23 protein-coding genes are annotated in these 25,311 nt (G+C 72.8%); 4 read left to right on the forward strand and 19 right to left on the reverse strand.

Annotated features, from left to right (window positions below; all coding sequences use genetic code 11):
* Window positions 1–154 precede the first annotated feature (154 nt).
* Together ABZT14_RS19065 and ABZT14_RS19070 are read right to left on the reverse strand one after the other, a co-directional pair.
* A complete protein-coding gene (locus ABZT14_RS19065; protein ID WP_356303957.1) occupies window positions 155–1,282 on the reverse strand; it encodes an NADH:flavin oxidoreductase in 1,128 nt (375 codons plus the stop codon).
* A 306-nt stretch (window positions 1,283–1,588) separates the two neighbouring features.
* Entirely contained in the window at window positions 1,589–2,248 is a 660-nt protein-coding gene (locus ABZT14_RS19070; RefSeq protein WP_356303960.1) for a DNA polymerase ligase N-terminal domain-containing protein, read from the reverse strand.
* Between the two features lie 615 nt (window positions 2,249–2,863).
* Here ABZT14_RS19070 and ABZT14_RS19075 point away from each other — a divergent pair.
* Window positions 2,864–3,634 carry a D-Ala-D-Ala carboxypeptidase family metallohydrolase gene (locus ABZT14_RS19075; RefSeq protein ID WP_356303963.1) on the forward strand — a complete coding sequence of 257 codons (771 nt, stop codon included), beginning with the start codon at window positions 2,864–2,866 and terminating at the stop codon, window positions 3,632–3,634.
* Window positions 3,635–3,842: 208 nt separating this feature from the next.
* On the opposite strand, the gene ABZT14_RS19080 is transcribed toward ABZT14_RS19075, so the two are convergent.
* From ABZT14_RS19080 to ABZT14_RS19155, 16 genes are all read right to left on the reverse strand, one after another.
* Window positions 3,843–6,179 (reverse strand): 2-dehydropantoate 2-reductase, encoded by a 2,337-nt coding sequence (locus ABZT14_RS19080; protein ID WP_356303965.1) that lies wholly within the window; start codon window positions 6,177–6,179, stop codon window positions 3,843–3,845.
* Window positions 6,176–7,024 carry an SDR family oxidoreductase gene (locus ABZT14_RS19085; RefSeq protein ID WP_356303968.1) on the reverse strand — a complete coding sequence of 283 codons (849 nt, stop codon included), beginning with the start codon at window positions 7,022–7,024 and terminating at the stop codon, window positions 6,176–6,178. Before ABZT14_RS19085 ends, ABZT14_RS19080 begins: the two co-directional genes overlap by 4 nt.
* On the reverse strand, window positions 7,024–8,352 hold the full coding sequence (locus ABZT14_RS19090; RefSeq protein ID WP_356303972.1) for an MFS transporter: 1,329 nt from the start codon (window positions 8,350–8,352) through the stop codon (window positions 7,024–7,026). The genes ABZT14_RS19085 and ABZT14_RS19090 overlap by 1 nt, the downstream gene beginning before the upstream one ends.
* Window positions 8,349–9,305: a polysaccharide deacetylase gene (locus ABZT14_RS19095; protein ID WP_356303975.1), complete on the reverse strand. Its 957-nt coding sequence runs from the start codon at window positions 9,303–9,305 to the stop codon at window positions 8,349–8,351. Before ABZT14_RS19095 ends, ABZT14_RS19090 begins: the two co-directional genes overlap by 4 nt.
* 107 nt (window positions 9,306–9,412) lie before the next feature.
* Entirely contained in the window at window positions 9,413–10,420 is a 1,008-nt protein-coding gene (locus ABZT14_RS19100; protein WP_356303978.1) for an Lrp/AsnC family transcriptional regulator, read from the reverse strand.
* 822 nt (window positions 10,421–11,242) lie between these two features.
* Window positions 11,243–12,145: an ABC transporter substrate-binding protein gene (locus ABZT14_RS19105; protein WP_356303981.1), complete on the reverse strand. Its 903-nt coding sequence runs from the start codon at window positions 12,143–12,145 to the stop codon at window positions 11,243–11,245.
* A 292-nt stretch (window positions 12,146–12,437) separates the two neighbouring features.
* Window positions 12,438–12,866: an SMI1/KNR4 family protein gene (locus ABZT14_RS19110; protein ID WP_356303984.1), complete on the reverse strand. Its 429-nt coding sequence runs from the start codon at window positions 12,864–12,866 to the stop codon at window positions 12,438–12,440.
* A 120-nt stretch (window positions 12,867–12,986) separates the two neighbouring features.
* On the reverse strand, window positions 12,987–14,057 hold the full coding sequence (gene dmpG / locus ABZT14_RS19115; RefSeq protein WP_356303987.1) for a 4-hydroxy-2-oxovalerate aldolase: 1,071 nt from the start codon (window positions 14,055–14,057) through the stop codon (window positions 12,987–12,989).
* Window positions 14,054–15,022 (reverse strand): acetaldehyde dehydrogenase (acetylating), encoded by a 969-nt coding sequence (locus ABZT14_RS19120; protein WP_356303989.1) that lies wholly within the window; start codon window positions 15,020–15,022, stop codon window positions 14,054–14,056. The genes dmpG and ABZT14_RS19120 overlap by 4 nt, the downstream gene beginning before the upstream one ends.
* Window positions 15,019–15,861 (reverse strand): fumarylacetoacetate hydrolase family protein, encoded by an 843-nt coding sequence (locus ABZT14_RS19125; protein WP_356303992.1) that lies wholly within the window; start codon window positions 15,859–15,861, stop codon window positions 15,019–15,021. Before ABZT14_RS19125 ends, ABZT14_RS19120 begins: the two co-directional genes overlap by 4 nt.
* 39 nt (window positions 15,862–15,900) lie before the next feature.
* On the reverse strand, window positions 15,901–17,124 hold the full coding sequence (locus tag ABZT14_RS19130) for an FAD-dependent oxidoreductase (protein ID WP_356303995.1): 1,224 nt from the start codon (window positions 17,122–17,124) through the stop codon (window positions 15,901–15,903).
* An 88-nt stretch (window positions 17,125–17,212) separates the two neighbouring features.
* The gene (locus ABZT14_RS19135) at window positions 17,213–17,998 is read right to left on the reverse strand and encodes an SDR family oxidoreductase (protein ID WP_356303998.1); all 786 of its coding nucleotides are present in this window, start codon (window positions 17,996–17,998) and stop codon (window positions 17,213–17,215) included.
* A complete protein-coding gene (locus ABZT14_RS19140) occupies window positions 17,988–18,353 on the reverse strand; it encodes a Rieske 2Fe-2S domain-containing protein (RefSeq protein WP_356304001.1) in 366 nt (121 codons plus the stop codon). The genes ABZT14_RS19135 and ABZT14_RS19140 overlap by 11 nt, the downstream gene beginning before the upstream one ends.
* Before the next feature lie 24 nt (window positions 18,354–18,377).
* A complete protein-coding gene (locus ABZT14_RS19145; protein WP_356304004.1) occupies window positions 18,378–18,884 on the reverse strand; it encodes an aromatic-ring-hydroxylating dioxygenase subunit beta in 507 nt (168 codons plus the stop codon).
* 3 nt (window positions 18,885–18,887) lie between these two features.
* Window positions 18,888–20,228 carry an aromatic ring-hydroxylating dioxygenase subunit alpha gene (locus tag ABZT14_RS19150; RefSeq protein WP_356304007.1) on the reverse strand — a complete coding sequence of 447 codons (1,341 nt, stop codon included), beginning with the start codon at window positions 20,226–20,228 and terminating at the stop codon, window positions 18,888–18,890.
* Window positions 20,225–21,640 (reverse strand): MFS transporter, encoded by a 1,416-nt coding sequence (locus ABZT14_RS19155; RefSeq protein ID WP_356304010.1) that lies wholly within the window; start codon window positions 21,638–21,640, stop codon window positions 20,225–20,227. Before ABZT14_RS19155 ends, ABZT14_RS19150 begins: the two co-directional genes overlap by 4 nt.
* A gap of 249 nt (window positions 21,641–21,889) precedes the next feature.
* Here ABZT14_RS19155 and ABZT14_RS19160 point away from each other — a divergent pair, with 249 nt between their 5' ends.
* Window positions 21,890–22,093, forward strand: a complete 204-nt coding sequence (locus tag ABZT14_RS19160) for a hypothetical protein (RefSeq protein ID WP_356304013.1) — start codon at window positions 21,890–21,892, stop codon at window positions 22,091–22,093.
* 48 nt (window positions 22,094–22,141) lie between these two features.
* Window positions 22,142–23,209 carry an extradiol ring-cleavage dioxygenase gene (locus tag ABZT14_RS19165; RefSeq protein ID WP_356304016.1) on the forward strand — a complete coding sequence of 356 codons (1,068 nt, stop codon included), beginning with the start codon at window positions 22,142–22,144 and terminating at the stop codon, window positions 23,207–23,209.
* Window positions 23,210–23,226: 17 nt separating this feature from the next.
* On the opposite strand, the gene ABZT14_RS19170 is transcribed toward ABZT14_RS19165, so the two are convergent.
* Complete coding sequence (locus ABZT14_RS19170; protein ID WP_356304018.1) at window positions 23,227–24,048, reverse strand: IclR family transcriptional regulator; 822 nt, start codon at window positions 24,046–24,048, stop codon at window positions 23,227–23,229.
* 233 nt (window positions 24,049–24,281) lie between these two features.
* Between ABZT14_RS19170 and ABZT14_RS19175 the strand changes: the two genes are divergently transcribed.
* Window positions 24,282–25,301 carry an amidohydrolase family protein gene (locus ABZT14_RS19175; protein ID WP_356304020.1) on the forward strand — a complete coding sequence of 340 codons (1,020 nt, stop codon included), beginning with the start codon at window positions 24,282–24,284 and terminating at the stop codon, window positions 25,299–25,301.
* The last annotated feature ends 10 nt before the right edge of the window (window positions 25,302–25,311 follow it).

The raw sequence follows: 25,311 nt of genomic DNA on the forward strand, positions 1-25,311 counted from the left end.
GCCGTTCCGGGCGTACGGGGGAGGGCGCCGAGTCCGGTGGACGGCTCGCGGGCACGGTGCGCCGGTGGACGGCGGTCCCGGTAGTACCGGCACTCCCGGCCGCGCGCCCACCCTCGTTGGGATGGGCTGGCCGGTCGGGCACCGGCCCTCCGGTTCAGTACAGGGTCCTCAACAGGGAACGCTCGTAGGGCACCGTCTCGTGCAGGCGGTTGGCGAGGGCCTTGGCCGCCCAGTCGGGGTTGGCGACCAGCGCCCGGCCGACGGCCACCAGGTCGAACTCCTCGCGTTCCATGCGGTCCACCAGGGCTTCCAGGTCGCTGGAGACTCCCACCTGCCCCTCCGACTCCCGCTGGCCGAGGAACGCCCCGTCCAGGCCGACCGAGCCGACGGTGATCGTCGGCCGGCCGGTGAGTCGCTTGGTCCAGCCGGCCAGGTTGAGGTCCTCGCCGGCGAACTCCGGCTGCCAGAAACGACGGGTGGAGGCGTGGAAGACGTCGACCCCCGCCTCGGCCAACGGGGCGAGCAGACGCTCCAGTTCCCCGGGGGAGTCGGCCAGCCGCCCGTCGTAGTGGCCGGCCTTCCACTGCGAGAACCGGAACACCACCGGGAAACCGGGGCCCACCCGTTCCCGGACGGCCCGTACGGTCTCGGCGGCGAACCGGGCCCGGGAGACGGGGTCACCGCCGTAGGCGTCGGTGCGCCGGTTGGTCCGGTCCCACAGGAAGCTGTCGATCAGGTAGCCGTGCGCCCCGTGGAGTTCCACCCCGTCGAAGCCCAGCCGCTGGGCGTTCGCCGCCGCCCGGGCGTAGGAGGCGACGACCTCGTCGATGTCCTCCAGCGTCATGGCCGTGCCCTTGGCGGAGCCGTCCAGGGCCAGGCCCGAGGGACTCTCCACGAGTACGTCGGGGGAGTCCTCCCCACCGGTGCCGGTGACCCCGGTGTGCCACAGCTGGGGCACGATGCGCCCGCCCGCCTGGTGCACCCGGTCCACGACCCGCGCCCACCCGGTGGAGGCCGCCTCGCCGTACAGGCGTGGCACGTCCGGGTGGTCGGCGGCCTGGGGCCGGTCGATGTAGGTGCCCTCGGTGATGATCAGCCCCACGCCCGCCTCCGCACGGCGGGCGTAGTACGCGGCCACCTCGGGTCCCGGCACGCCACCGGGGGCGTGGCGCCGGGTCATCGGCGCCATGACCACACGGTGCGGAAGGGTCAGGTCGCCGACGCTGAAGGGGCGTCCCAGGGTCCGGGTGATGCGCTGGCCGAGGTCTTCGAGAGTGCTCATGTCACCAATCCGTTGAAGGTGTCCGTTCCGGCGCGTGACTCCCGGGCGGTTCCACCACGCCCGTCGGGCCGCCGGAACGCTGAACGCGCCGGCGACCTCGGGGAGTTCGGTGTGCCCGGCGTACCGGTGCGCCAACTGGCGTGGGCGCCACGGCAGTTGGGCGCCCCCGCGCGGGTGTCGATCTCCGTCGGGCACGCCGGGTGTAACCAGCCGGGGGCGGATTCCCTTCCCGCGCCCGGACACCGAGGGGCTCCCGGCAGAGCGGGCGCCCCGGCGTCCGGGCGCCCCGCGCGGAGGGCCCCGAGGTCAGTCGTCCCGCTCGTCGGCGGCGACCTGGCGCAGAGTACGGCCGGTGCGTACCGAACGGGCGCGCAGCGGGTCGGGGGCGTCGCGGCCACCGGCGCGGGCGTCCTTCTTCTTCACCAGCAGCCACGCCTCCCGCTCGGTGGAGTCCGGCCCACCCCGGAAACGGGTGAGGGCGTAGGCGCCGCGCAGCTTGCTGCCGTCCAGGCGGAAGGTGGCGTGCCCGCGCTCCAGGGCCTCGGCGAAGGTGCGCCCGCGTTCCGTGGTGCTGCTCGCCAGGGGCGCGTAGGTGCCCTCGTCCCAGATGATGACGGTGCCCGCCCCGTACTCGCCCCGGGCGATGACCCCCTCGAACTCCCGGTAGTCCAGGGGGTGGTCCTCGGTCGGCATCGCCAGCCGCTTGTCGTGGACGTCCGCCGAGGGGCCCTTCGGTACCGACCAGGACCTCAGCACGCCGTCGACCTCCAGGCGGAAGTCGAAGTGCAGGGCGCGGGCCTGGTGGATCTGGACCACGAACACCGGCTCCCGGCCGCCCGGACCCCGCTCGCCCCGTGGCTCGGAGGTGCGGTCGAAGTGCCTCCTGGCGCGGTACGTGGCCAGGCGGTCGCCGTCGCCCTTCGGCGAGCGGTCACCGTGGGTGCCGTCCGCGTGGTGGTCGTTCACACCTGCCGCCTCCCGCACGCCGGCCGTCGGGCGCGGCGGTCCGGCGCGTTCGTCGGTCGTCCCCGGTCCACTGTCGCGCTTCGCGGCCGGGCCCGCACACCGGCCGGCTGCCCGGGCGGGCCGGTGGCCCTGGCAGGACGGGGGTCGTGTGCACCGGCCGGTCGCGAAGGTGAAGCGGGTCCGGGGGTGCCCACGGGCGCGGAACGGTGCCGGTCGTCCGGCAGGGGTGGGGGCCGAGGACACGGGGCGGGGCCGGGCGCCGCGAACGCCCGCCCTCGAAGCGGCGTTGTTCCGGCCCGGCCCTTGCGGAGGCGAAGGTACGGCGGGCGGACACGCGCCGTACCGGCCCTCGGCCCCGTGCTCCTGGCGTGGTCCCCGGCTGTTTCCCTCGCCTGGTGAACAGTCCCCACTTCGGGGGTTCCAGGGGAATCCCAGCGGTCTGGGGGAATTGCCGTACATGGAGTGACCAGGGCGTATTTCCCGTGGATGTCACTCCGAGGCGTTCGCTATCACTGTTTCTTGACGCGTTCTTGACAATGCCTGGGAACGCGGCCAATCTCATGCATCGCCATTCGGTTCTGTTCGGTGCCACCTTTCAGGGAGAGGCAACCCCACATGAGTTCACGTTCTGTCAGAGTGCTGCTGTCGGTAGTCGCGGCAGTGGGTCTGATGCTCGCCGCCCCCTCGGCGGTGTCCGCCCTCACGGGTCCGGCACCCGCCAAGACCGCTGACGCGAAGATCACCGACGGTTGCTACACCTGGAGCGGGAACCTCAGCGAGGGTGCCTCCGGCGAGGCCGTCCGTCAGCTGCAGATCCGGGTCGCCGGCTACCCGGGAACCGGTAGCCAGATCGCCATCGACGGGCAGTTCGGCCCGGCCACCAAGGCCGCGGTGCAGCGCTTCCAGTCCGCCTACGGCCTGTCCGCCGACGGTGTCGCCGGCCCCCAGACCTTCAACAAGATCTACGAACTCCAGGACGACGACTGCACCCCGGTCAACTTCACCTACGGCGAGCTGAACCGCTGCAACTCCGACTGGTCCGGTGGCAAGGTGAGCGCCGCCACCGCCAAGTCCAACGCCCTGGTCACCATGTGGAAGCTCCAGGCCATGCGGCACGCCATGGGTGACAAGCCGATCACCGTCAACGGCGGCTTCCGCAGCGTCTCCTGCAACAGCGCGGTCGGCGGCGCCCCCAACAGCCGTCACATGTACGGCCACGCCGCTGACCTCGGCGCCGGCTCGCAAGGCTTCTGCGGCCTGGCCAAGGCGGCCCGCAACCACGGCTTCACCGAGATCCTCGGCCCGGGCTACCCGGGCCACGACGACCACACCCACGTCGCCGGCGGTGACGGCCGCCTGTGGTCGGCCCCCAGCTGCGGCATCTGATCCCGCACCGGATCACCTCCCGGATCGACTCCAGGAACACGGCGCCCGCCCGGTACACCTACCGGGCGGGCGCCGTGTTCCTGCAGCCGGTTCCGCACCTCCTCGGGAGCCGTCACCGGGCTCACGTTGCCGCCGGAGCCGGCCGGTTCGGGGCGTCGCGTGGAGGTCGGTGAGCGCGTTCTGGTGGGGTGGGCCGGCCCTCAGCGGCCTACGGCGACACCGCCCGGCCTCGTGGTGATCCGAACGCCAGGCCCTGGTGCGGCGCGTCGTCCACCGCGAGGACGGTGAGCACGGCGGCGGTCAACGCGGAACGCTCCACCATCCCCGCCACCGACACGTTCTCCGACCGCGCGTGCGCCCCCGAGCCCACGGCGCCCATGCCGTCCAGTACGGGAGTGCCGTGGGCCACCACGAAGTTGCCGTCGCTGGCTCCGCCCACCGAGGTCTCCGACAGTTCGAGCCCGAACGCCTTCGCGCAGTCACGGGCCAGGTCGGCGAGGGCGGCGACCTCCTCCGTACGCTCGAAGACCGGGCGGTTCCAGTCGCCGCCGACCTCCAGCCGGGTCCGCCGGTCGACCGGGGCCAGGGCGGCCAGCGCCGCCCCGACCCGCTCCCGTTCGGCGGCGGAGGCGACCCGTACGTCGAGGTGGGCCACGGCCCGCCCGGCGGTGACGTTGCTGCGGGTACCGCCCTCCACCACCCCCACGTTGAGCGAGGTACCGGCGTCGGGGTCGCGCAGGGCGGCCAACGCCAGGATCTGGTGGGCGAGTTCCTCCACGGCACTGGCCCCGGCCGTCGGGTCCAGCCCGGCGTGCGCCTCCCGCCCGGTCACGGTGAGGGAGAACAGCCCGACCCCCTTCCGGGCGGTCTTGATCGCGCCGTCGGCCGAGGCCTCGAAGACCAGGGCGAGCCTGCTGTCCGCCGCCTCCGCCACGATCGCCCCGGAGGAGGCGAGGCTGCCGGTCTCCTCGTCGCCGTTGAGCATCAGGGTGCAGGCCGGCCGGGGCAGCCCCAGCGCGGTGAGCGCGCGCAGCGCCCACACCGCTTGGACCAGTCCGGCCTTCATGTCGAAGACCCCGGGCCCGGTCACCAGGTCGCCGTCCCGGTGGAAGGGCCAGGTGTCGAGGGTGCCGGTGGGCCACACCGTGTCGTAGTGGGCCAGCAGCAGCACCGGACGCGGGTCGCCGGTGGTGGCTCCCCGGGCGGCGTACCGGCGTACCAGGACGTCACCGCTGTCCGCGCGCGGTGACCTCTCCTCCGCCTCGGGCGCTCCGAGCCGGTCGTCCAGCCAACTCCGCAACCATTCAAGGCAGTTGTCCAGCGCGGCCGGGTCGTCGCTGGCACTGCCCTGGGAGGTGTACGCGGCCAGGTCGGCGACCATGTCCTCCCGGTGCTCCTCCAGCCAGGCCCTCAGTGCCTCGGCCCGGTCCGGGCCCAGGTCCGGGGGCGGGGAGGCGGCGAGACGGTCCAGCCGGTCGAGCCGTGCCTCCGCCATCCCCCCGGGGGCGCCCTCCAGTTCCCGTAGGTCGTCCAGCACCGCGCGCAGCAGCGGGGTGGGCAGGCCCGACCGGTCGGCGTGGGCGAAGACGTGGGCGTAGTGGGTGGTGGCCTCCACCGGGCGGTTCCGTACCGCCAGGTCACGCCAGATGCCGCTGCGGTCCTTGACCTGGGTGCGCAGCCAGGCGGTGAGCCGGTCGAAGGCGGCGTCCCGTGCCCCGGGTTCCGCGCCGGCCACGAACGCCGACGGCTCGAAGGCGTCGAAGGGTTCCAGGGTGATGCCCAGCCGGCCGGCCACCTGGTACACCTCCGCCGCGACGGCGGCCATCGCGGGCCGGTGGCGGTCGATGAGGTCGGCCATCGGGGCGTCGGCGAGGGCGGTGGCGGCCAGCATGGCGCCGAAACCGGCCTTGGCCCACAGGTACCCCTCGACGTTGGCGCTGGCCACCACGGTGCCCCAACTGCCCAGGTCCGTGGCCAGTTCACGGATCCGGGCGCTGACCGGGGCGCCGTTCGGTTCGCCCACCACCAGGGCCCCGGCGCCGCCGTCCAGGACCACGCCGGGCTCCACCACGTCGGCGAAGATGTTGACGAACGCGGCGACCGTACGGTCCGCGCCCACCCGCTGGGCGATCAGCTCCTCGTTGAAGCCGTTCTGGAGGGAGACCACCCAGCCGTCCGGGGCCAGGCGTGGGGCGATCCAGTCCAGTGCCGCCCCGGTGGCCTGCGCCTTCACCGCCAACAGCACCCGCCCCAGGGGGCCCGGGAAGTCCTCCGGTGTGGTCGCGGTGACCGTGACGCGTTCGCGGCTGGCGCCCCTGTCGATCACCAACCCGTGGGCGCGGATGGCCTCCACATGGGCCCGGTCGCTGTCCACGACGGTCACCGGGTGGCCGGCCCGGGCGAGGGCGAAGGCGAGCGTGCCGCCGATCGCCCCGGCGCCGACGACGGTGTAGCCGGCGGATCCGACTCGCCCGGTGGACCGGGCGGGCTCGGCGGGTTCGCTGGACGGGGTGTACTCGGCGGGAGTCGAGGGCTCCTCGCTCATCGGGGGCGTCCTTCCGTGGTGGCTGAGGTGGTGCGCGCGGCCGGGGTGGCCGGGCCCGCCGGGTTCGGGTCGGGGGAGGGGGCCGGGTCGCCGGGTTCCCAGATGCGGGGCAGGAACGCGGCTCCGGTACCGGAGCCGCCGTCCACCCGCAGCACCTCACCGGTCACCCAGGAGGCCTCGGGGCCGGCGATCCAGCACACGGCCCGGGCGATGTCGCGGGGGTGGCCGGGGCGGCCCAGGGGGTTGGCGCCGACCGCCCGGGCGTACTCCTCGGAGACGGGGTTGCAGTCGCTGTCCACCGGGATGAAGCCGGGGCTCACGGCGTTGACGCGGATGCCGTGCGCGCCCAGTTCCAGGGCGGCGGCCCGGGTGGCCATCTCCAGCGCCGCCTTGGAGCTGGCGTACGGGCCCCCACCGGGGCGGGCGCGCAGGGCGGCGCCCGAGGAGATGTTGACCACCGAGCCCGGGCGGCCCCGGGCGGTGGCCAGGCGGGCGAAGGCCGCCGTCGCCAGTACCGGGGCCCGCAGGTTGACCGCGAACAGCCGGTCCCAGCTGGAGGCCTCCAACTCCGCCATGTCCAGCGAGGGGTAGAGGCCGGCCGCGTTGACCAGCACGTCCACCGGCCCGTGCGCGGCCCAGGCGTCCTCGACCAGGGTGGCGGGGGCGTCGGGTGCGCCCAGGTCCGCCGGGAGGGCGACGGTGGGGACGCGGAGCCGGGTGGCGGCGTTCTGGAGGGCGTCGTGGTGGCGGTCGGTGAGGGTGAGGACGGCGCCCCGGGCGGCGAACTCCTCGGCGATGGCCCGGCCGATGCCTCCGGTGGCGCCGGTGACCAGGACGTGGGGCATCAGCTGAACTCCTTGTCCCGGGTCTCGGGCATGGTGAGGTAGACGACCAGGGAGATCAGCGAGGCGGCCGAGACGTAGATCCACAGCAGGTGGCTGACGCCGTTGTCGTGCATCCAGGTCGTCACGTAGGGCGCGGTGCCTCCGAAGAGGGCGACGGCCAGGGCGTAGGGGAGGGCGATGCCGGTGGCCCGCACCTCCGGGGGGAACTGTTCGGCCATGATCACCGCGCAGTTGGCGGAGTAGCCGAGGATCAGCAGGATGCCGACGAGCTGGACCAGGAAGACGCTGAGGAAGCTGTTCCCCAGCAGGTGCAGCAGGGGCCAGGCGAGGACCACGAAGCCGCCGGCGAAGCAGGCCATGGTCGGTTTGCGGCCCACCCGGTCCGACAGCAGGCCCACGAAGGGCAGGGCGACGACGAAGATCAGCAGACACAGGGTCTGGGACAGCAGGGCCGTACCCAGCGGGATGCCGGTGGTCAGGTTGGCGTAGGTGGGCAGGTAGTTGACCCAGATGTAGTAGGTCAGGGTGCCTGCCACGGTGATGCCGACGACCCGCAGGGTGGCCCCGGGGTGCTCCACGAACATGGCCTTGATGGGGTTGGTACGGGTGGTCCCGGTCTCCCGCATCCGGTGGAAGGACTCGGTGTCCTCCACCGAGACCCGCAGCCACAGTCCGACCAGCCCCAGCAGCCCGCCGGCGACGAAGGCGAGGCGCCAGCCCCAGGAGTGCAGGGCGTCGTCGCTCAGGGTGGAGGTGGTGAGGGTGCCCAACAGGGAGGCGATGAGGACGCCCCCGGCGACCGACACCTGCTGCCAGGACCCGGCGAAGGCCCGTCGGCCCCGGGCCGCCGACTCGACGAGGAAGGCGGAGGAGGAGCCGAACTCGCCGCCGGCGGAGAAGCCCTGGATCAGCCGGGCGAGCAGCAACACCAGCGGGGAGAGGATGCCGATGGTCTCGTACGAGGGGGTCAGGGCGATCACGAAGGCGCCGCCGGCCATCAGTCCGACGGTGAGCGTCATGCCCTTCTTGCGGCCGTGGCGGTCGGCGTAGGCGCCGAGCACGGCGGCGCCGATCGGGCGCATCACGAAGCCGACCGCGAAGACCGCGAGGGTGGACAGCAGAGCCACGGCCCCGTCGGACTTGGGGAAGAACTCGTCGGCGATGATCTTCACGAAGATCGAGTACAGCGCCCAGTCGACCCACTCGACGGTGTTGCCGATGGTGCCGGCCACGATGGCCTTCTTCTGGGCGCCGGTCATCCGGTGGGTGAGGGGGGCCGTGCCCTGGGGGCCTGGCGCCCCGGCGGGGTCCTTGGGTGTGGTGCTCATGAGCGGTGCTCCGGGGAGAGGGGGGAGGGACGGGCGGTGGTCCGTCCGCGCAGTACGTCGCGGGCGACCTCGGCGAGTTGGGCGTGGGTGGCGTACCAGACGCCGGGGTGGGCGGCGATGTGGTCCAACAGCTCCCGCAGGGCCACCAGTCGGGAACGGTGACCGATCACGTGGGGGTGCAGGGTCAGCTGGAAGACCCCGCCGTCCCGGTAGGCGGCGTCGAACTCGTCCGCCCAGATCTCCCCCACGTCCCGGGGGCGACTGTGGGGCCGGACGGAGCCGTAGCGGTCCATGGTGAAGTAGGGCGCGTCGTCCCGGATCCAGTCGACGGGGATCTCCACCAGCCCGGTGGGCCGTCCGTCCGCCACCACCTCGTAGGGCTCGTCGTCCGCCATCAGCGAGGAGTCGTAGGCGAAGCCCAGGTCCAGCAGAATGTCCAGGGTCGAGTCGGAGAAGTCCCAGGAGGGCGTACGGACCCCCACCGGCCGTTGTCCGGTCAACGTGGTCAGGGTGTCCAGGGCACGCGCGGTCAGCTCCCGCTCGTCCTCCCGCCCCAGCAGGGTGTTCCGCTCGTGGATCCAGCCGTGTACGGCCAGTTCGTGGCCGTCGCGGGTGTAGGCGCGGGCCTCCTCGGGGTGGATGAGGGCCGAGACGGCGGGCATGAAGAAGGTCGCCGGGACGCCCCGGCGATCGAGCAGTTCCAGGATCCGGGGGGCGCCGGCGCGAGCGCCGTACTCGCCCTGGGCCAGCCGGCCGGGGCTGGTCTCCCCGTCCCGCAGCGGGATCGTCTCGTGGTCGGAGTCGAAGGAGAGGCAGACCGCGACCCTGGCTCCGTCGGGCCAGTCGGCGGGCACCAGGCGTCGGCCGGCGCGCACGGCGTCGACGTGTCCGCGCCAGGTGCGCTCGGACCAGCGCCAACTCTCCGGGGGCAGGGGGGAGTCGTCAGTGGGCATGGGTGTCTCACAGGTGTCGGGTACGCGGGAGTGAGGCGTGCCTGGGGGGCGGCACGGCCCGGAGGGGGAGGGGTGGTGCGGTCGTGCGCGGCGGGGGAGGCCGCGGCTCAGATGGTGTGGTCCATCAGGTGCCAGGAGTACTTGAGGGTGGCGAGGTGCAGGGTCACGTCGTAGGCGATCAGTCCGGGTAGGGCCCCGATGACGTCGCTGGTGTAGCGGAACAGGTCGGCACGGCGGGGCAGGACCATGTGGCCCGCCAGGTTGAAGCGGCCGGTGGCCGCCCCCAGGAACTTCGTCCCCGGGTGTCGCGCGAGCTGGCGCCCGGCCGAGTCGAGCCGGTCCGGCTCGATCGACAGCCACACCATGAACTCGGCCTCGTAACCGAGCAGGCGCGGCTCCACCAGGGTGCGGAACTGGAGGACGCCACGGGAGATCAGCCGGTCCATGGCGCGTGCCACGCTGGACTCGGTGTGCCCCAGCCGTCGGGCCAGCACGCTGACCTGGAGGCGGCCGTCGTCCTTGAGCGCCGCCGCCACGTCCTGCTCCAGACCGGTCAGCGCTTGTGGCGCCCGGTCCCAGTCGTCGCGTTCACACGACGAGGTCAGCGAGGCGGGACGCAGTTCCCTGGCCGCCTCGGGCGGCAGCAGTCCGGTGTCCCACACCGCCGCCGAGGTGAACGCGCGGATGACGGCCACCGCCTCGGTACTGGTGATCAGTTCGGCACCGGGCAGGTCGGTGAACAGCATCCGCATCATCTCGTCGTTGTCGCGGGCGACGAAGTCGACGATCAGGTCGGCGCTGCCGGTGACCACGGCCAGGAAGCGCACGTCGGGGCTGGCGGCCAGCTTCGCCGCCAGGTCCAGGCCCCGCCCGGGCAGGGCCTGCACCCGCACCAGCATGGAGGAGCCCTCCCCGGTACGGTCCAGTTCCATGGTGCCGACGACCCGGAGCAGCCCCCGCTCGCACAGGGAGCGGTAGCGGCGTTGGGCCGTCGTCTCGCTGGCGCCCACCCATCGGGCCACCGCGCTCCACGGGGCACGGCCGTTGAGCTGGAGCGCCGCGATCACACGGCGGTCCAGCTCGTCGACGGTGTCCTGCGGAACTCGGTCGGTCATGGAGCGGGACGCTAATCAGCACGTCAGCCAGCGTCAACGCGGGAATCCGGCACCGGGACCGGCCCGGAGGGGCGCACTCCGGCGTACCGCGCGTGATCGCGGGGGAAACACGCGCAGTTCGACGCCTCGGGCGGTGCCACGGGTGCCGGTGAAGGATCGCGCCAGGGGCCGACCGAAAAAAATCCGCCAGGGTGCCGTCCTCGGCGGGCGAGGGTGAGCGAGGTCCGTCCGCCAGGTGTTCCCGGGGCTCCCGGTGGCTCCCGCCGGGGCCAGGAGGGCCGAGGTGGGGAGCGGCCAGTGGCCGGAACCGCGCGAGTACGGTCCGGTACCCGGCGCTGACACCCGGTGTACGGCGACGGGGGCAAGGGCCTCCGGGACGAGACCGGTGGCGGTCGTGGGTGCGGGCTTCGTGGGCGGTGCCGTTGGTGCCGTTCATGCCTTCGCGGAGCACCTCGAACGGGACGCCGACGTGTTGGGGGCGAGGTACGGGAGGGCCTGGGGACGGGGTCCTGGTCGTGGGCTTGTGGTGCGCCGGGGACTGCTCCTTCACGCTGGTGACCGGGTGTCCGATGACCACGGCCGGGTGTGGCCCCGGGGTCGGGGAGGTACAGCAGCCCGGCGACCCTGAGGCCCTGGCTGGGGAAGGTGACCCCCTCGCTCATCACTCCGCCGTGGCACAGGAGTTCGCGAAGCTCCCGTAGAGGGAGATTCCCCCCGGTACGCGCGGACGCGTACCGGGGGGCACGCGAGGGGAACCGTCCAGCTGATCGGGGCCGCCCGGAACGGCGGCCCACGCGGCGCCCGCCCCGCACCGCCCCGAGGTCAGGGGGTCAGCTCGCGGGCCTTCTGGCGCAGGGCGGCGGAGACCGTGGCGAACAGGTCGCTGATCGCGCCGGAGGTGCAGGGCAGTTCGGGGTTCCAGGGCAGCACGGTCGCCCGCGCGGTCAGCCGCTGCCAGGCCGGCACCGTCTCCAGTCCCCCGATCGGCGTCGCGTTGCCGCGTACGTCGGCGAGGACGATGTCCGGGGCGGCCTCGACCACCTCCTCCCAGGGCAGGGTGGACCAGTTGGCGCCGGGGCCCGGCATGTCCAGCAGGCGCACCCCCGCCTCGGTCAGCTCCTGGAGGTCCGGCCAGGCGCCGGGGCGGGCCACGTGTGCCCGGTCCGGTCCGGCGGGGGAGAGGGCCATCACCCGTACCCGCTCGGCCTCGGCGGCGGTCCCCCGCAACTCCTCGGTGCTCCGGGCCAGCGCGGTGTGGGTGGCGTCGGAGGCGGTGTCCCCGCTCGGCTCCGCGCCCAGGGAGCGGGCCAGTTCCACGAAGCGGTCGCGCAGCGAGAACAGACGGTGCCCGGCCCCCACGCCGAGGGCCACGGTGGGAACGAGTGCCTCCACCTCGGCGGCGACCTCCGGGCCGACCCCGTACAGCTGCTTGCCGTCGTAGGTGACCGACACCAGCAGGTCCGGTTCCGCCGCGAGGATCACCGGGGCGGTGAGGGAGGAGCCGGCGCCGAGGTAGGGGGCGCCGGAGGGTGCCAGGGTGGCCGCCTTGACCGGGTCGAGCCCGTCCTCGTCGTGCACCGAGCCGAACACCCCGGCCACCGGCAGGCCCAGGTCCTCAAGGACCGCGGCGGCCTGTGCGTAGGCGACGATGCGGCGTGGTCGTCGTGACGCCGTGACCTCCCAGTCGCGGTCGTCCCGAAAGGCCCAGCGGCTTTCTCTGGTCATGAGTCCTCAGCCCACCCTCGTGCATGTTGTCCACCGGGGATCGCCCGGGTTTCCCCAGTAACATCCCCCGCTGATGACTGCCCCATACACGTGATGCCTGAGGGGCTGGGGGAGCGCCACGGGTGAAGGGACCGAAATCGCCCCTCGACCAGGGGGGTTGGGGGAGCCGTGGGAGTTCCGGGCGGAGACCGTCCTCGCGGGCGGGTTCGACGGGCCGTGACGGAGCGTCAACCGCCTTCGTGGGGGAGGGAGTCGTCCCGCGAGGGTGCCCCACACCGGGGGCGGGTGGGTGTTACAGGTCCGCCGTGACCGCCCGGAGCAGCGTGGCGAAGGTGTCCCCGTAGGTCTCCAGTACGTCGTCGGAGCCGAAGTCGTAGAGGACGAACTCCCCACCGCCGTCGGGGGTTTCCCGCAGCACGTACTTCCAGGAGGCGCCGGTGTCCCCGACGACCGCGCACGCCCAGGGGAGGTCGTCGTAGTCCTGGGAGCAGCTGACCACCTCCGCCACGTCGAAGAACCTCTGGTAGGCCCTGCCGTCCGCGAGGGCCCCGTTGAGGTGGCCGTTGAACGATCCCACCCGGGTGAGGAACTCCCGGTAGTCGGACGGGAAGGCCACCCCCAACTCCCGCTGGGCCCGCGTCACCTGCTCGGCGCTGGCGGGCGGGTCCGGGCGGTCGGCCGGGGGGAACAGCCGGTCGAGGTCGGGGTCGGGGGCGCTCATCCGCGAAACCCTACCGGGTCCCGCCGAAGGCGCCCCGGGACAGAGCGGTACCGGGAAAGGCCGGCGCCCCCGGGCGGTCCCGCTCCGCCCGGGGGCCGTCCCGGAGGGCCGGTACGGGGGTCAGCCGGCCTCGGCGAGGTCGACCGGCGCACCCTCCCGCGTGGACCCGTCGGGGGCGGACCGGCTCAGCAACTCCAGGCACACGTCGGTGATCATGTCCTCCTGGCCGCCGACCAGCCCCCTGCGTCCGACCTCCAGCAGGATGTCGCGGGTGTCCAGGTCGTAGGTGCGGGAGGCCGCCTCCGCGTGGCGGAGGAAGCTGGAGTAGACCCCGGCGTAGCCCAGGGTGAGTGTCTCCCGGTCGACCCGGACCGGGCGGTCCTGGAGTGGGCGCACCAGGTCGTCGGCCGCGTCCTGGAGGCCGTGCAGGTCGCAGCCGTGGGCCCAGCCGTGGAGTTCGGCCACGGCGGCGAACGCCTCCAGGGGGCAGTTGCCGGCGCCGGCACCCTGTCCGGCCAGGGAGGCGTCGACCCGGGTGGCTCCCTCCTCCACGGCCACCACCGAGTTGGCGACCGCGAGGGAGAGGTTCTCGTGGGCGTGGATGCCGATCTGGGTCTCCGGGCGGAGCACCGCGCGGTAGGCGCGTACCCGTTCCCTGGTGTCGTCCATGGTCAGCCGGCCGCCGGAGTCGGTGACGTAGACGCAGTGGGCGCCGTAGTCCTCCATCAGCCGGGCCTGTTCGGCCAGGGCGTCGGCGGGGGCCATGTGGCTCATCATCAGGAAGCCGGACACGTCCATGCCCAACTCCCGTGCGGTGGCGATGTGTTGGGCGGAGACGTCGGCCTCCGTGCAGTGGGTGGCCACCCGTACCGAGCGCACGCCCAGGGAGTGCGCCCGGCGCAGGTCCTCGATGGTGCCGATGCCCGGGATGAGGAGGGTGGTGAGGGTGGCGTGCTCCATCACCTCGGCCGCCGCCTCCAGCCACTCCCAGTCGGTGTGCTCCCCGGGGCCGTAGGTCAGGCTGGAGCCGGCGAGCCCGTCGCCGTGGGCGACCTCGACCGCGTCCACGCCGGCCCGGTCCAGGGCCCGGGCGACGGACCGTACGTCGTCCAGGCGGTAGCGGTGGCGGATGGCGTGCATCCCGTCCCGCAGGGTCACGTCCTGTACGTACAGGCGCTGTTCGCCACTCACGCGGCCACCTCCCGCCGGCCCCGGAGGGCCATCTCCTCGCCGACGCGCAGCGCGGCCGAGGTCATGATGTCGAGGTTGCCCGCGTACGCGGGCAGGTAGTGGGCCGCCCCCTCGACCTCCAGCAGCACCGTGACCTGGGTGCGGGGGCGGTGCTCGGGGGCGGAGGCGCCCCGCCCGTTGCCCAGGGTGTGGGTGGGGACCTGTGGGGGCAGGTCGAGGAACTGCACCTGGTGCTTGAGCCGGTAGCCGGGTACGTAGTCGGCCACCGCGTCGACCCGTTGGCGTACCGCGCGGGCCACCCGCTCCCGGGTCGCCGGGTCCAGCCGGTCGGTGAGGCACAGCACCGTGTCCCGCATGATCAGGGGCGGTTCGGCCGGGTTGAGCACGATGATCGCCTTGCCCCGGCGGGCGCCCCCGACCCGCTCGATGGCCAGCCGGGTGGTCTCGGTGAACTCGTCGATGTTGGCCCGGGTGCCGGGGCCGGCGGACCGGGAGGCGATGGAGGCGACGATCTCGGCGTACTCCACGGGCACCACCGAGGACACCGCCGCCACGACGGGGATGGTGGCCTGGCCCCCGCAGGTCACCATGTTGACGTTGGGGGCGTCGAGGTGCTCGGTGAGGTTCACCGCCGGCACCACGTACGGCCCGATCGCGGCCGGTGTGAGGTCCACCAGCCGCTTGCCCAGGGGTGCCAGCGCCTCGTGGTGGGCGCGGTGCACCCGGGCCGAGGTGGCGTCGAAGACCACCTCGATCCGGTCGAGCGACGGGTAAGCGAGCAGCCCCTCCACTCCCTCGTGGGTGGTCTCCACCCCCAGCCGTCGGGCGCGGGCCAGCCCGTCCGAGTCGGGGTCGATCCCCACGAACAGCGCGACGTCCAGGACCTCGGACAGCCGCAGGACCTTGATCAGCAGGTCGGTACCGATGTTGCCGGAGCCGATGATGGCCGCCTTGGTGGTGGTCACCTCGCCTCACCTCCCTCGAAACGCACGTCCACCTCGCCCAGACCCGACACCCGTGCCCGGTAGGTGCCGGGGGCGGTCACCGGGACCATCGGCCCCAGGGCACCCGACAGCACGACGTCGCCCCGGCGCAGGGCCGAACCCAGCCGCTGGTGGGTGGCGGCCAGCCACCGCACGGCGGCCAGCGGGTCACCCAGGCAGTCCGACCCGCGCCCCGTGGAGACCGGTCGGGAGTCGGCGTACATCTCCATGCGCACCGCGCGGAAGTCGGTGTCCCCCACGGGGGTCCGCCGGTCGCCCAGTACGAACAGGGCGGAGGAGGCGTTGTCGGCGACGGTGTCGGTCAGGGAGATGTCCCAGTCCCGGATCCTGCTGTCGACGATCTCCAGGGCGGGCACCGCGTGGTCGAGCGCGGCCCGTACGGTGTCCGGGTCCAGGGGCCCGTCCAGGTCGGCGCCCAGCACGAAGGCCACCTCCGCCTCCACCTTCGGCGCGATCAGCGAACCCAGGTCGACCAGCCGGTCCCCGGAGCGGTCCATGTCGTCGTACAGCACCCCGAAGTCCGGTTCGTCCACGCCGAGTTGGCGCTGTACGGCGGGGGAGGTGAGGCCCACCTTGTGTCCGACCGGCCGGGCGCCGAGGGCGCGGCGGTGTTGGTTGAGGTGGCCCTGTACCGCGTAGGCGGCGGCCGGGTCGTCGCCCAGCACCTCACGCACCGGGTCGAGGGGACGTACGGCGCGGGCCGCCTCCCACAGCCGGGCGCCCAGGGCCGCGTACCGGTCCGGGTCGTCGGGGGAGCCGCCGCCCGAAAGCGGGGAGCGGATGTTGCCGGATGTTCGCATCAGTGTTCCTCGAAGGGTGAGACCGGCCGGAGCCGGGTGTCAGCGGGTGAGTCTGCGCGGGTCCACTCCGGGGTCGGTGAGGGCCCGTTCGTCGACGGGGCTTCCGGCGGCGACCAACCTGCGGGCCGCGCGCACCAGTCGGGGATCGTCCACCGCCGCGCAGCCCAGGAGCGCCGAGTCCGGGCCCAGCCGCAGTACGGACTCCGGGCCGCCCCTCGGCCCGGGGCGGCGGACGGTGCGGCCGGGCCCGTTCACGCTGCCCACGCACTCCAGGTGGACGCCGTGGCGGTCGGACCAGAACCAGGGCACCGGTTCGGTGGGAGCGGGCTGGCCCAGCAGGGCGGCGGCCACCACCCGGCCCTGGTGGAGGGCGGCGTCCCAGTGCTCGGTCGCCGGGAGCAGGGTGCCGTCCGGCCGGCGGCGCCGGGCGCAGTCGCCGGCCGCGTACACCCCCGGGGCGCTGGTGCGCTGCTCGGCGTCCACCAGTATTCCGTGGTCGGTGTCGAGACCGGCGGCCTCGGCCAGCGCGGTGTGCGGGACGGCGCCGACCGCCACCAGCACGGTGTCGGCGACCAGTTCGGCACCGTCCACGTGCAGCACCAACTGGTCGCCGCGTTCACTGACCCGGGCCACCTGTCCGGTGACCACCCGCACGCCCCGGTCCCGGTGCATCGTGTGCAGGACCTCGGCCAGGTCCGGGCCGACCACCTGGGCCAGTGGCGGGTCGGCGGGGTCGACCAGGGTGACCTCGGCCCCGGCCGCCAGCGCGGTGGAGGCCACCTCGGCGCCGATGAGGCCGGCGCCCACGATGACCAGGCGGGTGCCCGGGGCCAGTTCGGCCCGCAGCAGGTCCGCGTCCCGGCGACCGCGCAGGGTCCTCAGCGCCGGGTGGTCGCCTCCGGGTACGGGCAGTCGTCTCGCCCGTGCTCCGCAGGCCAACACCACGGCCTCGGCGGCGAGTTGGCGGCCGTCGGTGAGCTGGAACCTCCGCTCGGACGGGTCCAGCCACTCCACGTGACCGGTGACCAGTTCGATCCCCTGCTCCCCGTACCAGTCACGGGGCGCCAGCAGCAGGCTCTCGGCCGTGGCCTGACCGGCCAGGTAGCCCTTGCTCAGCGGGGGCCGGTCGTACGGGGCCCCCTCGGGGTCCACGATCACCAACTCGCCCTGGTAGCCGTCCTGTCGCAGCTGTCTGGCGACGGTCACGCCCGCCAGGCCGCCCCCCAGGACGGCGACCGACGCGGGTGCCTCGGACAGGGGCATGTCCGTCTCCCTCCTCGTGTGTGGGGTGTGTGCTTGCGGTCCCGCTGGCGGTTCCCGCGCGCGGGTGCGCCGGTGGTGGACGGGTGCTTCACAGCATCGAGCTGCCGCCGTTGACGCTGAGCGTCTGGCCGGTGATGAAGGAGGCCTCGGCCGAGGCCAGGAAGGCCACCGCGCAGGCGACCTCCTCCACCGTGCCGGGCCGGCGCATCGGGATGGTGGCGCGGATCTGCTCGTGGAACCGCTCGGTGTCCTCGCGTTCCTCGGGCGGTGCCTGTTCCAGCCGTCGCCGCGCCTCGGGGGTGACGACCCAGGCCGGTGCCACGGTGTTCACGGTGACTCCGGTCTCCGCCAGTTCGCGGGCCAGCCCGGTGGCCAGGGCGTGCACGCCGCCCTTGGCGGCGTTGTAGACCGCGTGCCGGTACAGCCCGTTGCGGACCGACTCGGCGCCGACGTTCACCACACGTCCGTAGCCGCGTCCGGTCATGTGGGGCAGGGCCGCCAGGGTGCAGTAGAGGGTGGTCCACAGGTTGCGGTCGACGGTCGCCCGCAGGGTCTCCTCGGTGTGCTCCGGGGTGGCCCGGATCACCCCGCCGCCGGCGCAGTTGACCAGGACGTCCACGGCGCCGAAGTCCTCGACGGCCACCCTCAGCAGTTCCTCGGCGTCCGCGTGGTCGCTCAGGTCGCCCGCGAGAGTGCGCACCTCGTGCGGCTCGGCTCCCCAGTCGTCGACGGCGAGGGCCAGTTGCTCCGCGCTGAGGTCGCCCAGGACCAGCCGGGCGCCCTCCTCGCGCAGCCGTCGGGCGATGCCCAGGCCGATGCCGCTGGCCGCGCCGGTCACCACCGCCGTACGGTCGACGAAGCGTCTAGTCGTCACTGCCGGCCTCCTCCGGCCCGACGTAGACCTGTCCCTCCGCGACCCGGGTGGGGTAGCGGCGCAGGCCGAGTACCGCGGGGAAGCACAGGGGGCGTCCGTCCCGGACGTCGAAGCGCGCGTTGTGCAGGGTGCAGACCACCTCGTGGCCCTCCAACTCGCCCTCCTCGCCCAGCGACCACTTCTCGTGGGTGCAGGTGTCGGAGGTGGCGAAGAACTCGCCGTCCACCCGATAGAGGGCGACGGGTTCGTCGACCCCCGGAATCGTCCCGGGGGCGACGGTCAGGGATTCCCCGTCCTCCAACTCCCCGGTATCGCACACCGATTTCCACGTTTCCAGCATCTGGTTACCGGTCATTTCCCCGCCTTCGGTTCGCGGCCCTCACAGGACGAAACTGATCTTTCCCTGGGGTGCCAGTCGGTCGTGTGTCAGTACGGCCTTCTTCCGGCGAATCAGGAAGGCGTCCCGGTGCGGTACGAGTTCGTACCGGTAGTGGCCGGCGTACTGGTCGAACTTTCCCGCCTTCATCCGGGAGACCAGAAAGGTGGAACGCGCGGTGATGGTCTCCGGCGTACGTTCCTCGACCATCACGTTGCCGATGATCCGGCTGGTGCGGGAATGCGGGAACTCGGCGTGCGCCTCCGGCTTCTTCAGCCGGATGATCCGCTGTTCCAGCATGGTGCGGCGGTCGTGGATCAGCGACCAGGTCGTCCCCGGGTCGCCGTCCGGGTGGTCGGCGGCCGGCACCTCGTAGGTGCAGTCCAGGGTGAACAGCTCCACCCACTCCTCCAGCCGCCAGTCGTCCAGCAACGCCGCCTCGCGGTAGAGGAACTCCTCCACCCGCAGGCGGAGCGCCGAGAGGCTGAGGTCCACGGTCTCGGTCGTCATCGGTCATCCCCTCGGCAGTACGGACTCGGCCTGGTGCCCGTCACGGGTTCCGGCGCGGTCGAAGGGCACGAACTCCTCGACCTCGCGCGGCAGTTCACGCCCGGTCATGGACCTGTTCCACTGCCGCCACCAGGCGCGCATCTGCAACTCGTCGTTGGCCGCCGGCCGTTTCTTGCCCATCCCCTTGGAGATGTCCGACCAGGCCATCTCACGGCGGGCGCCGAAACCGCGCTGGGCCTGCTCCAGCGCCTCCACGTCGTCCGGGGTGGCCAGCCCGGCCGGTCCCCAGAAGGTCAGCGCGTTGTCCACCCGGTAGCGCAGGGACTCCTCGTCCAGGCCCCGGGGCGCGATGTGCCAGCTGGACACCTCGGTACGGGCGGGCCCCAGCGGGTGGATGGTCCGCAGGATCATCCCGAAGTTGAGGTCGATCATCACGAAGGACGGGAAGTACACCGAGTTGCGCGCCAGGTTGAACACCGCCGTGGCGTAGGACTCCCCGAACCGCTCCACCGCCCGCTCCCGCATCGCGGCGAGCGAGGACCGTACGTGGTCGTTGGCCAGTGGCAGCCCGTTGCCGGGGTACATCAGGGTGGCGTTGCCGTTGCCGAACTCGGTGCCCAGGCCGGCCGGGGGCACGCCGTTGGTCGAGGCGTCGCCCAACATCGGCGGGGTCTGGCCGAGTTCGAGCATCATCTCGAAGTAGGTGTGGTGCACCGACTTGGCGTGGTAGCCGTCCACGCTGTTCTCCACCAGGAGCTTCCAGTTGGCCTCCAGGGTGTACTGGTGGGACCCCTCCAGTACCTGGATGCCCTCCTCGCTCTGGTCGGTGACCAGGTCGAACAGGTACGTGGAGGTGCCCAGCCACTCCGCCAGCCCGGGGCCCTCGTCGGAGAAGTTCACGAACCAGAAGCCCCGGTAGGAGTCGGTGCGGGGCGAGGGCAGTGCCTTGTAGACGTCCACCGGGGAGACCGCGTAGTCCTCGTTGGCCGGCACGTTCACCAGCTCACCGGAGTTGCGGTAGGCCCAGCCGTGGTAGAAGCAGGTGAAGATCTTGGCGTTGCCGCTGGTGTGGCGGCACAGGGCCGCACCCCGGTGCAGGCAGGTGTTGAGCTGCACTCGTACCCGGCCGGTCCGGTCCCGGTTGAAGATCACCGAACGTCCGCCCACGTCGCGGGTGCGGAAGTCGTTCCTGCGGGGCAGTTCGCTCTCGTGCCCCACGTACAGCCAGGTCCGGTCGAAGATCCGCCGACGTTCGCGTTCGTACACCTCCGGCGAGGTGAACACCTCGCGGTTCACCTGGAACAGGTGGTTCTCACGGTCGTCGATCACGTACTCGGTGGTCATGTCGCGGCTCCTCCCTTGGGGCTGACCGGCGGTTCGTAGGTGAGGGACGGCTCCGGCGGGACGGTGGCGCCGTCCGCCAGCGCCTCCCGGGGCGCGGACGGGTGGTCGTGCAGCGAACGCCCCCGGGTCTCGCCCAGCAGCAGCGCCGACAGCGCGCTCAGGGCGGCGAGCAGCGCCAGCATCGAGGCCACGACCGCACTGCCGTAGGCGGCCAGCAGGGGTGCCGCGACGATCGGGGGCACCGCCCCGGCCAGCAGGCTGCCGAGGTTGTACGAGACCCCGGTGGCCGTGGAGCGGTAGGAGGTGTGGAAGATCTCCGGCAGGAAGGCGGTGGTGGTGCCGCTCGCGGCGCCGACGCAGAACAGCACCGCCGAGATGCCCAGGGCCAGGGGGACCAGCTCCCCGGTGTCGGCCAGGGCGAACAGCACGTAGGCCAGGGGTACGGCCACCAGGGCCGTCGCGATCATCACGGTGCGCCGGCCCCACAGGTCGGACAGCCACGCCCCGGCGACGCTGCCGATGATGTTCGCCCCGATGGCCAGCGCGTTGACGGTGAGCATGGTGTTGCGGGAGAAGCCCAGGGTCTCGGTGCCGTAGTTCGTCATGTAGACCGAGCCGATGTAGAAGAACGAGATCCACATCAGCACGGTCCCCGAGGCCAGCACGGTCTCCCGCCCCTGGTGCCGCAACAGCTGGACCAGGGGCGCGCGGCGGGCGGCCTCGTCCCGGGACCGTTCGGCGGCGGCACGGAACACCGGGGTGTCCGAGACCCGCAGCCGTACCCACATGCCGACCGCGACCAGCACCACGCTGAACAGGAACGGCAGCCGCCAACCCCAGCTGAGGAACTGGTCGTTGGACAGGGTGCCGCCGGCGAGGAGGAAGGCGACCGTGGCCAGCAGGATGCCGGCCGAGGTCCCCAGGGTGGGCGACAGCGCGTACAGGCCCCGTTTCTCCCGGGGCGCGTACTCCCCGACGAACAGGGCCGCGCTGGACCACTCACCGCCCACCGCCAGGCCCTGGAGGAAGCGCAGCGCGACCAGCAGCAGGGGCGCCAGTGTCCCGATGGAGTCGCCCGAGGGCAGCAGCCCGATCAGCGCGGTGGACAGCCCCATGATCAGCAGGGTCATCACCAGGGTGGTCTTCCGCCCGCGCCGGTCGCCGATGTGGCCGAACAGCAGGCCGCCCAGGGGCCGGGCCACGAAGGCCACCCCGAAGGTGGCGAAGGAGGCGGCGACCGAGGCGGCGTCGCCCAGGGTCGGGAAGAAGACCTTGGGGAAGACCAGCGCGGCGGCCGTCCCGTAGATGAAGAAGTCGTAGTACTCGATCGTCGTGCCCAGGAATCCGGCGGTCACGACGCGTCTGAGGGTTTTCGCGTCCGGGGGATTCGGGGTGACCACGTGTTCGCTCATGCGTTCCGCCTGTCATGTGTTTCCGGGGCGTCGGCTCGTCACCCCTCGTTTCGCACCGTAGGAGGGCGGGTGAGTTCCTTCGCCGGGGAGTTCCAATGGCTGGAACAGAGAATTTCCACGCTGTTGCCGACGGATTTCCGGGGTGTTCCGGCCACCGGAACACCGGCACCGTGAAACGCCCCCGCCGTCCTACGTTCACGCTCCAAGGAGCGGACCCACCAGGTGAGGCGGAAAGACACCATGCGGATCGTGGACCACACAACGGACGTGCCCGACAAGATCCTTCACGTGAGGTCCGTGGGCTGTGACGTCAACATCATCGTCGGGACCCACGACTCCAGCGGCGTCCCCTTCACCACCGTCGAGGTGCTCCCGCACGAGCCGGACGAGGACGGGGTGAACTGGCTGCACCACGGCACCTCCAGCGTTCTGGTCATGCCCGTCGACTACTGAGCCCGACGCGGTACCGACGCGCCCGTGGGCGTGAGAGATGGAGGAGAAGTGACGACGAGCCGATTCATGGCCCTGGGCATGACCCACTACCCGATGCTGGCCGGCACCGACGAGCACATGGCCGGCCTGCTGCGCTGGACCCTCCGTGACGAGGCGATACCCGAGGAGGAGAAGGACCCGGCCAACTGGTCGGAGCGGATGCGCGCCGAGTGGGGCACGGACGAGGGCCGCTCGGCCGCCGCCGGGCACCGCCGGGCGCTGGTGGACGGGCTGCGGCGCTGCCGCGCGGAGCTGGACGCCTTCGCGCCCGACCACGTGGTGGTGTGGGGCGACGACCAGTACGAGAACTTCCGGGAGGAGGTCGTACCCCCCTTCTGCGTCCTGGCCTACGGCGACCTGGAGGTCCCCGCGTTCGAGGTGATGAACGAGCGGGGCAGCCCGAACCAGTGGGGGCTGCCCGAGGACAGCACAGTGGTGCTGCACGGGGACGCGGCCCGGGCGCAGGAGCTGGCGGACGGGCTGATCCGCCGGGGGTTCGACATGGCGTACTCCTACCGGAAGCGGGCCGGCGCCCACTTCCCCCACGCCATCCTCAACACCCAACTCTTCCTCGACTACGACAACGCCGGCGCCAAGCTGCCCTACCGGCTCCTGCCGGTGACGGTGAACTGCTACGGACAGCACGCCATCGCCCGCAAGGGCGGGCTGGCCCGCTTCGCCGACATCGAGGAGGAGAGCCTCGACCCCTCCGGCCCGACACCCCGCCGCTGCATGGAACTGGGCGCGGCCATCGCCCGGCACTTCGCCGAACGCGACCAGCGGGTCGCCTTCGTGGCCTCCTCCAGCTGGTCGCACGCCTTCCTGGCCGACCGCCTCTGGCACATCCGCCCCGACGTGGAGGCGGACCAGCGGCTGTACGCGCTGATGCTCGCCGACGACTACGAGGCGCTGGAGGAGGTCACCACCGCCGAGATCGTGGAGGCCGGACAGCACGAGATCCTCAACTGGTACTGCATGTGGGGAGCGGTCCGCGAACTTGGCCTGGCCCGACAGTGGTCGACGATGGTCACCACCGAGGTGTTCAACTCCGACAAGCCCTTCGCGGTCTACCGATGACGCGCCGCGCCTCCGGCTCAGCCGACCACCGGGAACCAGTCGTCGTGCCCCTGCGCCAGCACCGCCTGGTTGTCCCGGGCGATACGGTCGGCCACCACCCGTACCGCGTCCGCGTGCTGCCGCCCGAACTCCTCCCCGGTGGGCACCGACACCGACACCGCGCCCACCGCCCGGCCCCGCATCACCACCGGGGCGGCGATACAGCTCACCCCCAGCCGCCACTCGTCCCGGGCGTAGGCGACCCGGGTCTCACGTACCACCCGCAGCTCCCGGTCCAGGTCGGCCGGGTCGGTCAGGGTCCGCGGGGTCGACGCCCGCAGCGGACGCTCCAGCGCGCGGTGGACCTCGTTCGGGGTGACGAAGGCCAGCAGGGCCTTGCCGACCGCCGTGGCGTGGGCCGGCAGCACGTCCCCGGGCTGCCCGGTACGCAGGGTCGAGCCGCTGGGCACGAACCGCTCCACGAACGCCACCTGGTCGTCCCGCAGCGCCGCGAGGTGCACATGGGCCGTGGACCACTTGTGCAGGTGGGCCAGGTGCGGGAGCGCGGACTCCCGCAGGCTCTCCACCGGCATCGCCGCCGCCAGGGTGCGGATGCGTATCCCCAGCCGGAACCCGGAGCCGTGGGGCTCCAGGAAACCCAGCGGCACCAGCCGTCCGATCAGCCGATGGACGGTGGACTTCGGCAGCCCGCTGTGCCGGGACAGCTGGCTCAGGGTCAGCACCCTGCGCTCCGGTCCGAAGGCGGTGAGCAGCTCGAACGCCTTGGAGAGGATCGAGGCCGGGGCGGCGCCGGCCTCGCTGGGCGGGCCGTCCACGGACGGGTCGCTTGCGGTGTCCATCGCGGTGACTCCCCGGTGATCCTCGGTGATCCAGTGATGTGCCAGGACCGCTCGAAGCCGTCCAGAGCCGGGAAGCCCGCCGGTGGCACTGCGTACGGCCACGCGGGGCGTCCCGGTCGCCGGGCGATGCCGGCCTGCCTGCCCCCCTTCGCGAGGTCACCCCGGCGTGCGGACATCAGCCGAGGTCAGGAACACGAAAAGGCAAACCCATGGCCCGCTTCATGTCAATAGACGTGCATTCGCATCATTTCGACATCGGCCCCGAGGCACCGGAAGGCGATCCCCACGCCCCTCGGCTGGTCCGCGACGACGCGGCCAACGGCCGCGTCCTGTGCGGGAGTTCGCTGTTCCGCCGGGTGCGCGCCCCGCTGTGGGACGTGGAGGCGCGGCTGCGTGAGATGGACGCGGCCGGGGTGAGCCACCAGGTGATCTCACCGGTACCGGTGGTGATGGAGCACGCCGGCCGCACGGCCGACCCCGGCTTCGCCCGTACCGTCAACAGCTCCCTGGCCGCCGCCTGCCAGCGGTCCGGGGGCCGGCTGCTGGGCCTGGGCTGCCTGCCGGCGCTGCCCGGGGAGGAGGCCCTCGCCACCGTGGAGGAGTGCCGCGCCCTGGGCCTGCGGGGAGTCGAGGTCGGCACCACCGTCTCCGGCCTGGACCTGGACGACCCCCGGCTGCGCCCCCTGTGGCGGGAGTGCGAGCGCACCGACTCGGCGGTGTTCGTCCACCCCGTGGACGGCGGCCGGAAGGTGGTCCGCCGCCCCGGCGGCCCGTACGACCTGGGCCTGGGCATGACCACGGACACCGCGCTGGCCGCCACCGCGCTGGTCTTCGGCGGGGTCCTGCGCGAGCACCCCCGGCTGCGGGTGGCGCTGGCCCACGGCGGGGGCACCTTCGCCGCCGCCTATCCGCGACTGCGGACCGCCGCCGCCCTCCACGGCGGCGCACCGGAGGAACACGACGCGCTGGTACGGCGCCTGTGGGTCGACTCCCTGGTCTTCGACGAGGAACTGCTCGGCCCGCTCCAGCACCGTTTCGGCCCCGACCGGCTGCTGCTGGGCAGCGACGAACCCTTCTTCCCCGACCAGTTGCGGCGCTCCCGGCGGGACCTGGTCTCCGCGACCGGGCGCGGCCTGCTGTCCGGCGATCCGCTGGTGGCCAACGCCCTGGAGTTCCTGGGCCTGCCCGTCCCGCCGGCCGCGCCCGGGCCCGGGGTGCCCGCCCCGCGCGCACGCCCCTCCGGCGCCCTCTGACCCCTGCTGT

The sequence above is a fragment of the Streptomyces sp. NPDC005438 genome (assembly GCF_040606315.1).
In the GTDB taxonomy this organism is placed as follows: domain Bacteria; phylum Actinomycetota; class Actinomycetes; order Streptomycetales; family Streptomycetaceae; genus Streptomyces.

What these genes read in the sequence shown, in the direction of transcription:
- ABZT14_RS19150 (WP_356304007.1), bottom strand. Translation starts at nt 20,228, where the DNA reads ATGACCACCGAGTACGTGATCGACGACCGTGAGAACCACCTGTTCCAG.
- ABZT14_RS19085 (WP_356303968.1), bottom strand. Translation starts at nt 7,024, where the DNA reads ATGCCCCACGTCCTGGTCACCGGCGCCACCGGAGGCATCGGCCGGGCC.
- ABZT14_RS19125 (WP_356303992.1), bottom strand. Translation starts at nt 15,861, where the DNA reads ATGCGAACATCCGGCAACATCCGCTCCCCGCTTTCGGGCGGCGGCTCC.
- ABZT14_RS19170 (WP_356304018.1), bottom strand. Translation starts at nt 24,048, where the DNA reads ATGGACACCGCAAGCGACCCGTCCGTGGACGGCCCGCCCAGCGAGGCC.
- ABZT14_RS19130 (WP_356303995.1), bottom strand. Translation starts at nt 17,124, where the DNA reads ATGCCCCTGTCCGAGGCACCCGCGTCGGTCGCCGTCCTGGGGGGCGGC.
- ABZT14_RS19140 (WP_356304001.1), bottom strand. Translation starts at nt 18,353, where the DNA reads ATGACCGGTAACCAGATGCTGGAAACGTGGAAATCGGTGTGCGATACC.
- ABZT14_RS19080 (WP_356303965.1), bottom strand. Translation starts at nt 6,179, where the DNA reads ATGAGCGAGGAGCCCTCGACTCCCGCCGAGTACACCCCGTCCAGCGAA.
- ABZT14_RS19075 (WP_356303963.1), top strand. Translation starts at nt 2,864, where the DNA reads ATGAGTTCACGTTCTGTCAGAGTGCTGCTGTCGGTAGTCGCGGCAGTG.
- ABZT14_RS19095 (WP_356303975.1), bottom strand. Translation starts at nt 9,305, where the DNA reads ATGCCCACTGACGACTCCCCCCTGCCCCCGGAGAGTTGGCGCTGGTCC.
- ABZT14_RS19100 (WP_356303978.1), bottom strand. Translation starts at nt 10,420, where the DNA reads ATGACCGACCGAGTTCCGCAGGACACCGTCGACGAGCTGGACCGCCGT.
- ABZT14_RS19155 (WP_356304010.1), bottom strand. Translation starts at nt 21,640, where the DNA reads ATGAGCGAACACGTGGTCACCCCGAATCCCCCGGACGCGAAAACCCTC.
- ABZT14_RS19090 (WP_356303972.1), bottom strand. Translation starts at nt 8,352, where the DNA reads ATGAGCACCACACCCAAGGACCCCGCCGGGGCGCCAGGCCCCCAGGGC.
- ABZT14_RS19145 (WP_356304004.1), bottom strand. Translation starts at nt 18,884, where the DNA reads ATGACGACCGAGACCGTGGACCTCAGCCTCTCGGCGCTCCGCCTGCGG.
- ABZT14_RS19065 (WP_356303957.1), bottom strand. Translation starts at nt 1,282, where the DNA reads ATGAGCACTCTCGAAGACCTCGGCCAGCGCATCACCCGGACCCTGGGA.
- ABZT14_RS19105 (WP_356303981.1), bottom strand. Translation starts at nt 12,145, where the DNA reads ATGACCAGAGAAAGCCGCTGGGCCTTTCGGGACGACCGCGACTGGGAG.
- ABZT14_RS19110 (WP_356303984.1), bottom strand. Translation starts at nt 12,866, where the DNA reads ATGAGCGCCCCCGACCCCGACCTCGACCGGCTGTTCCCCCCGGCCGAC.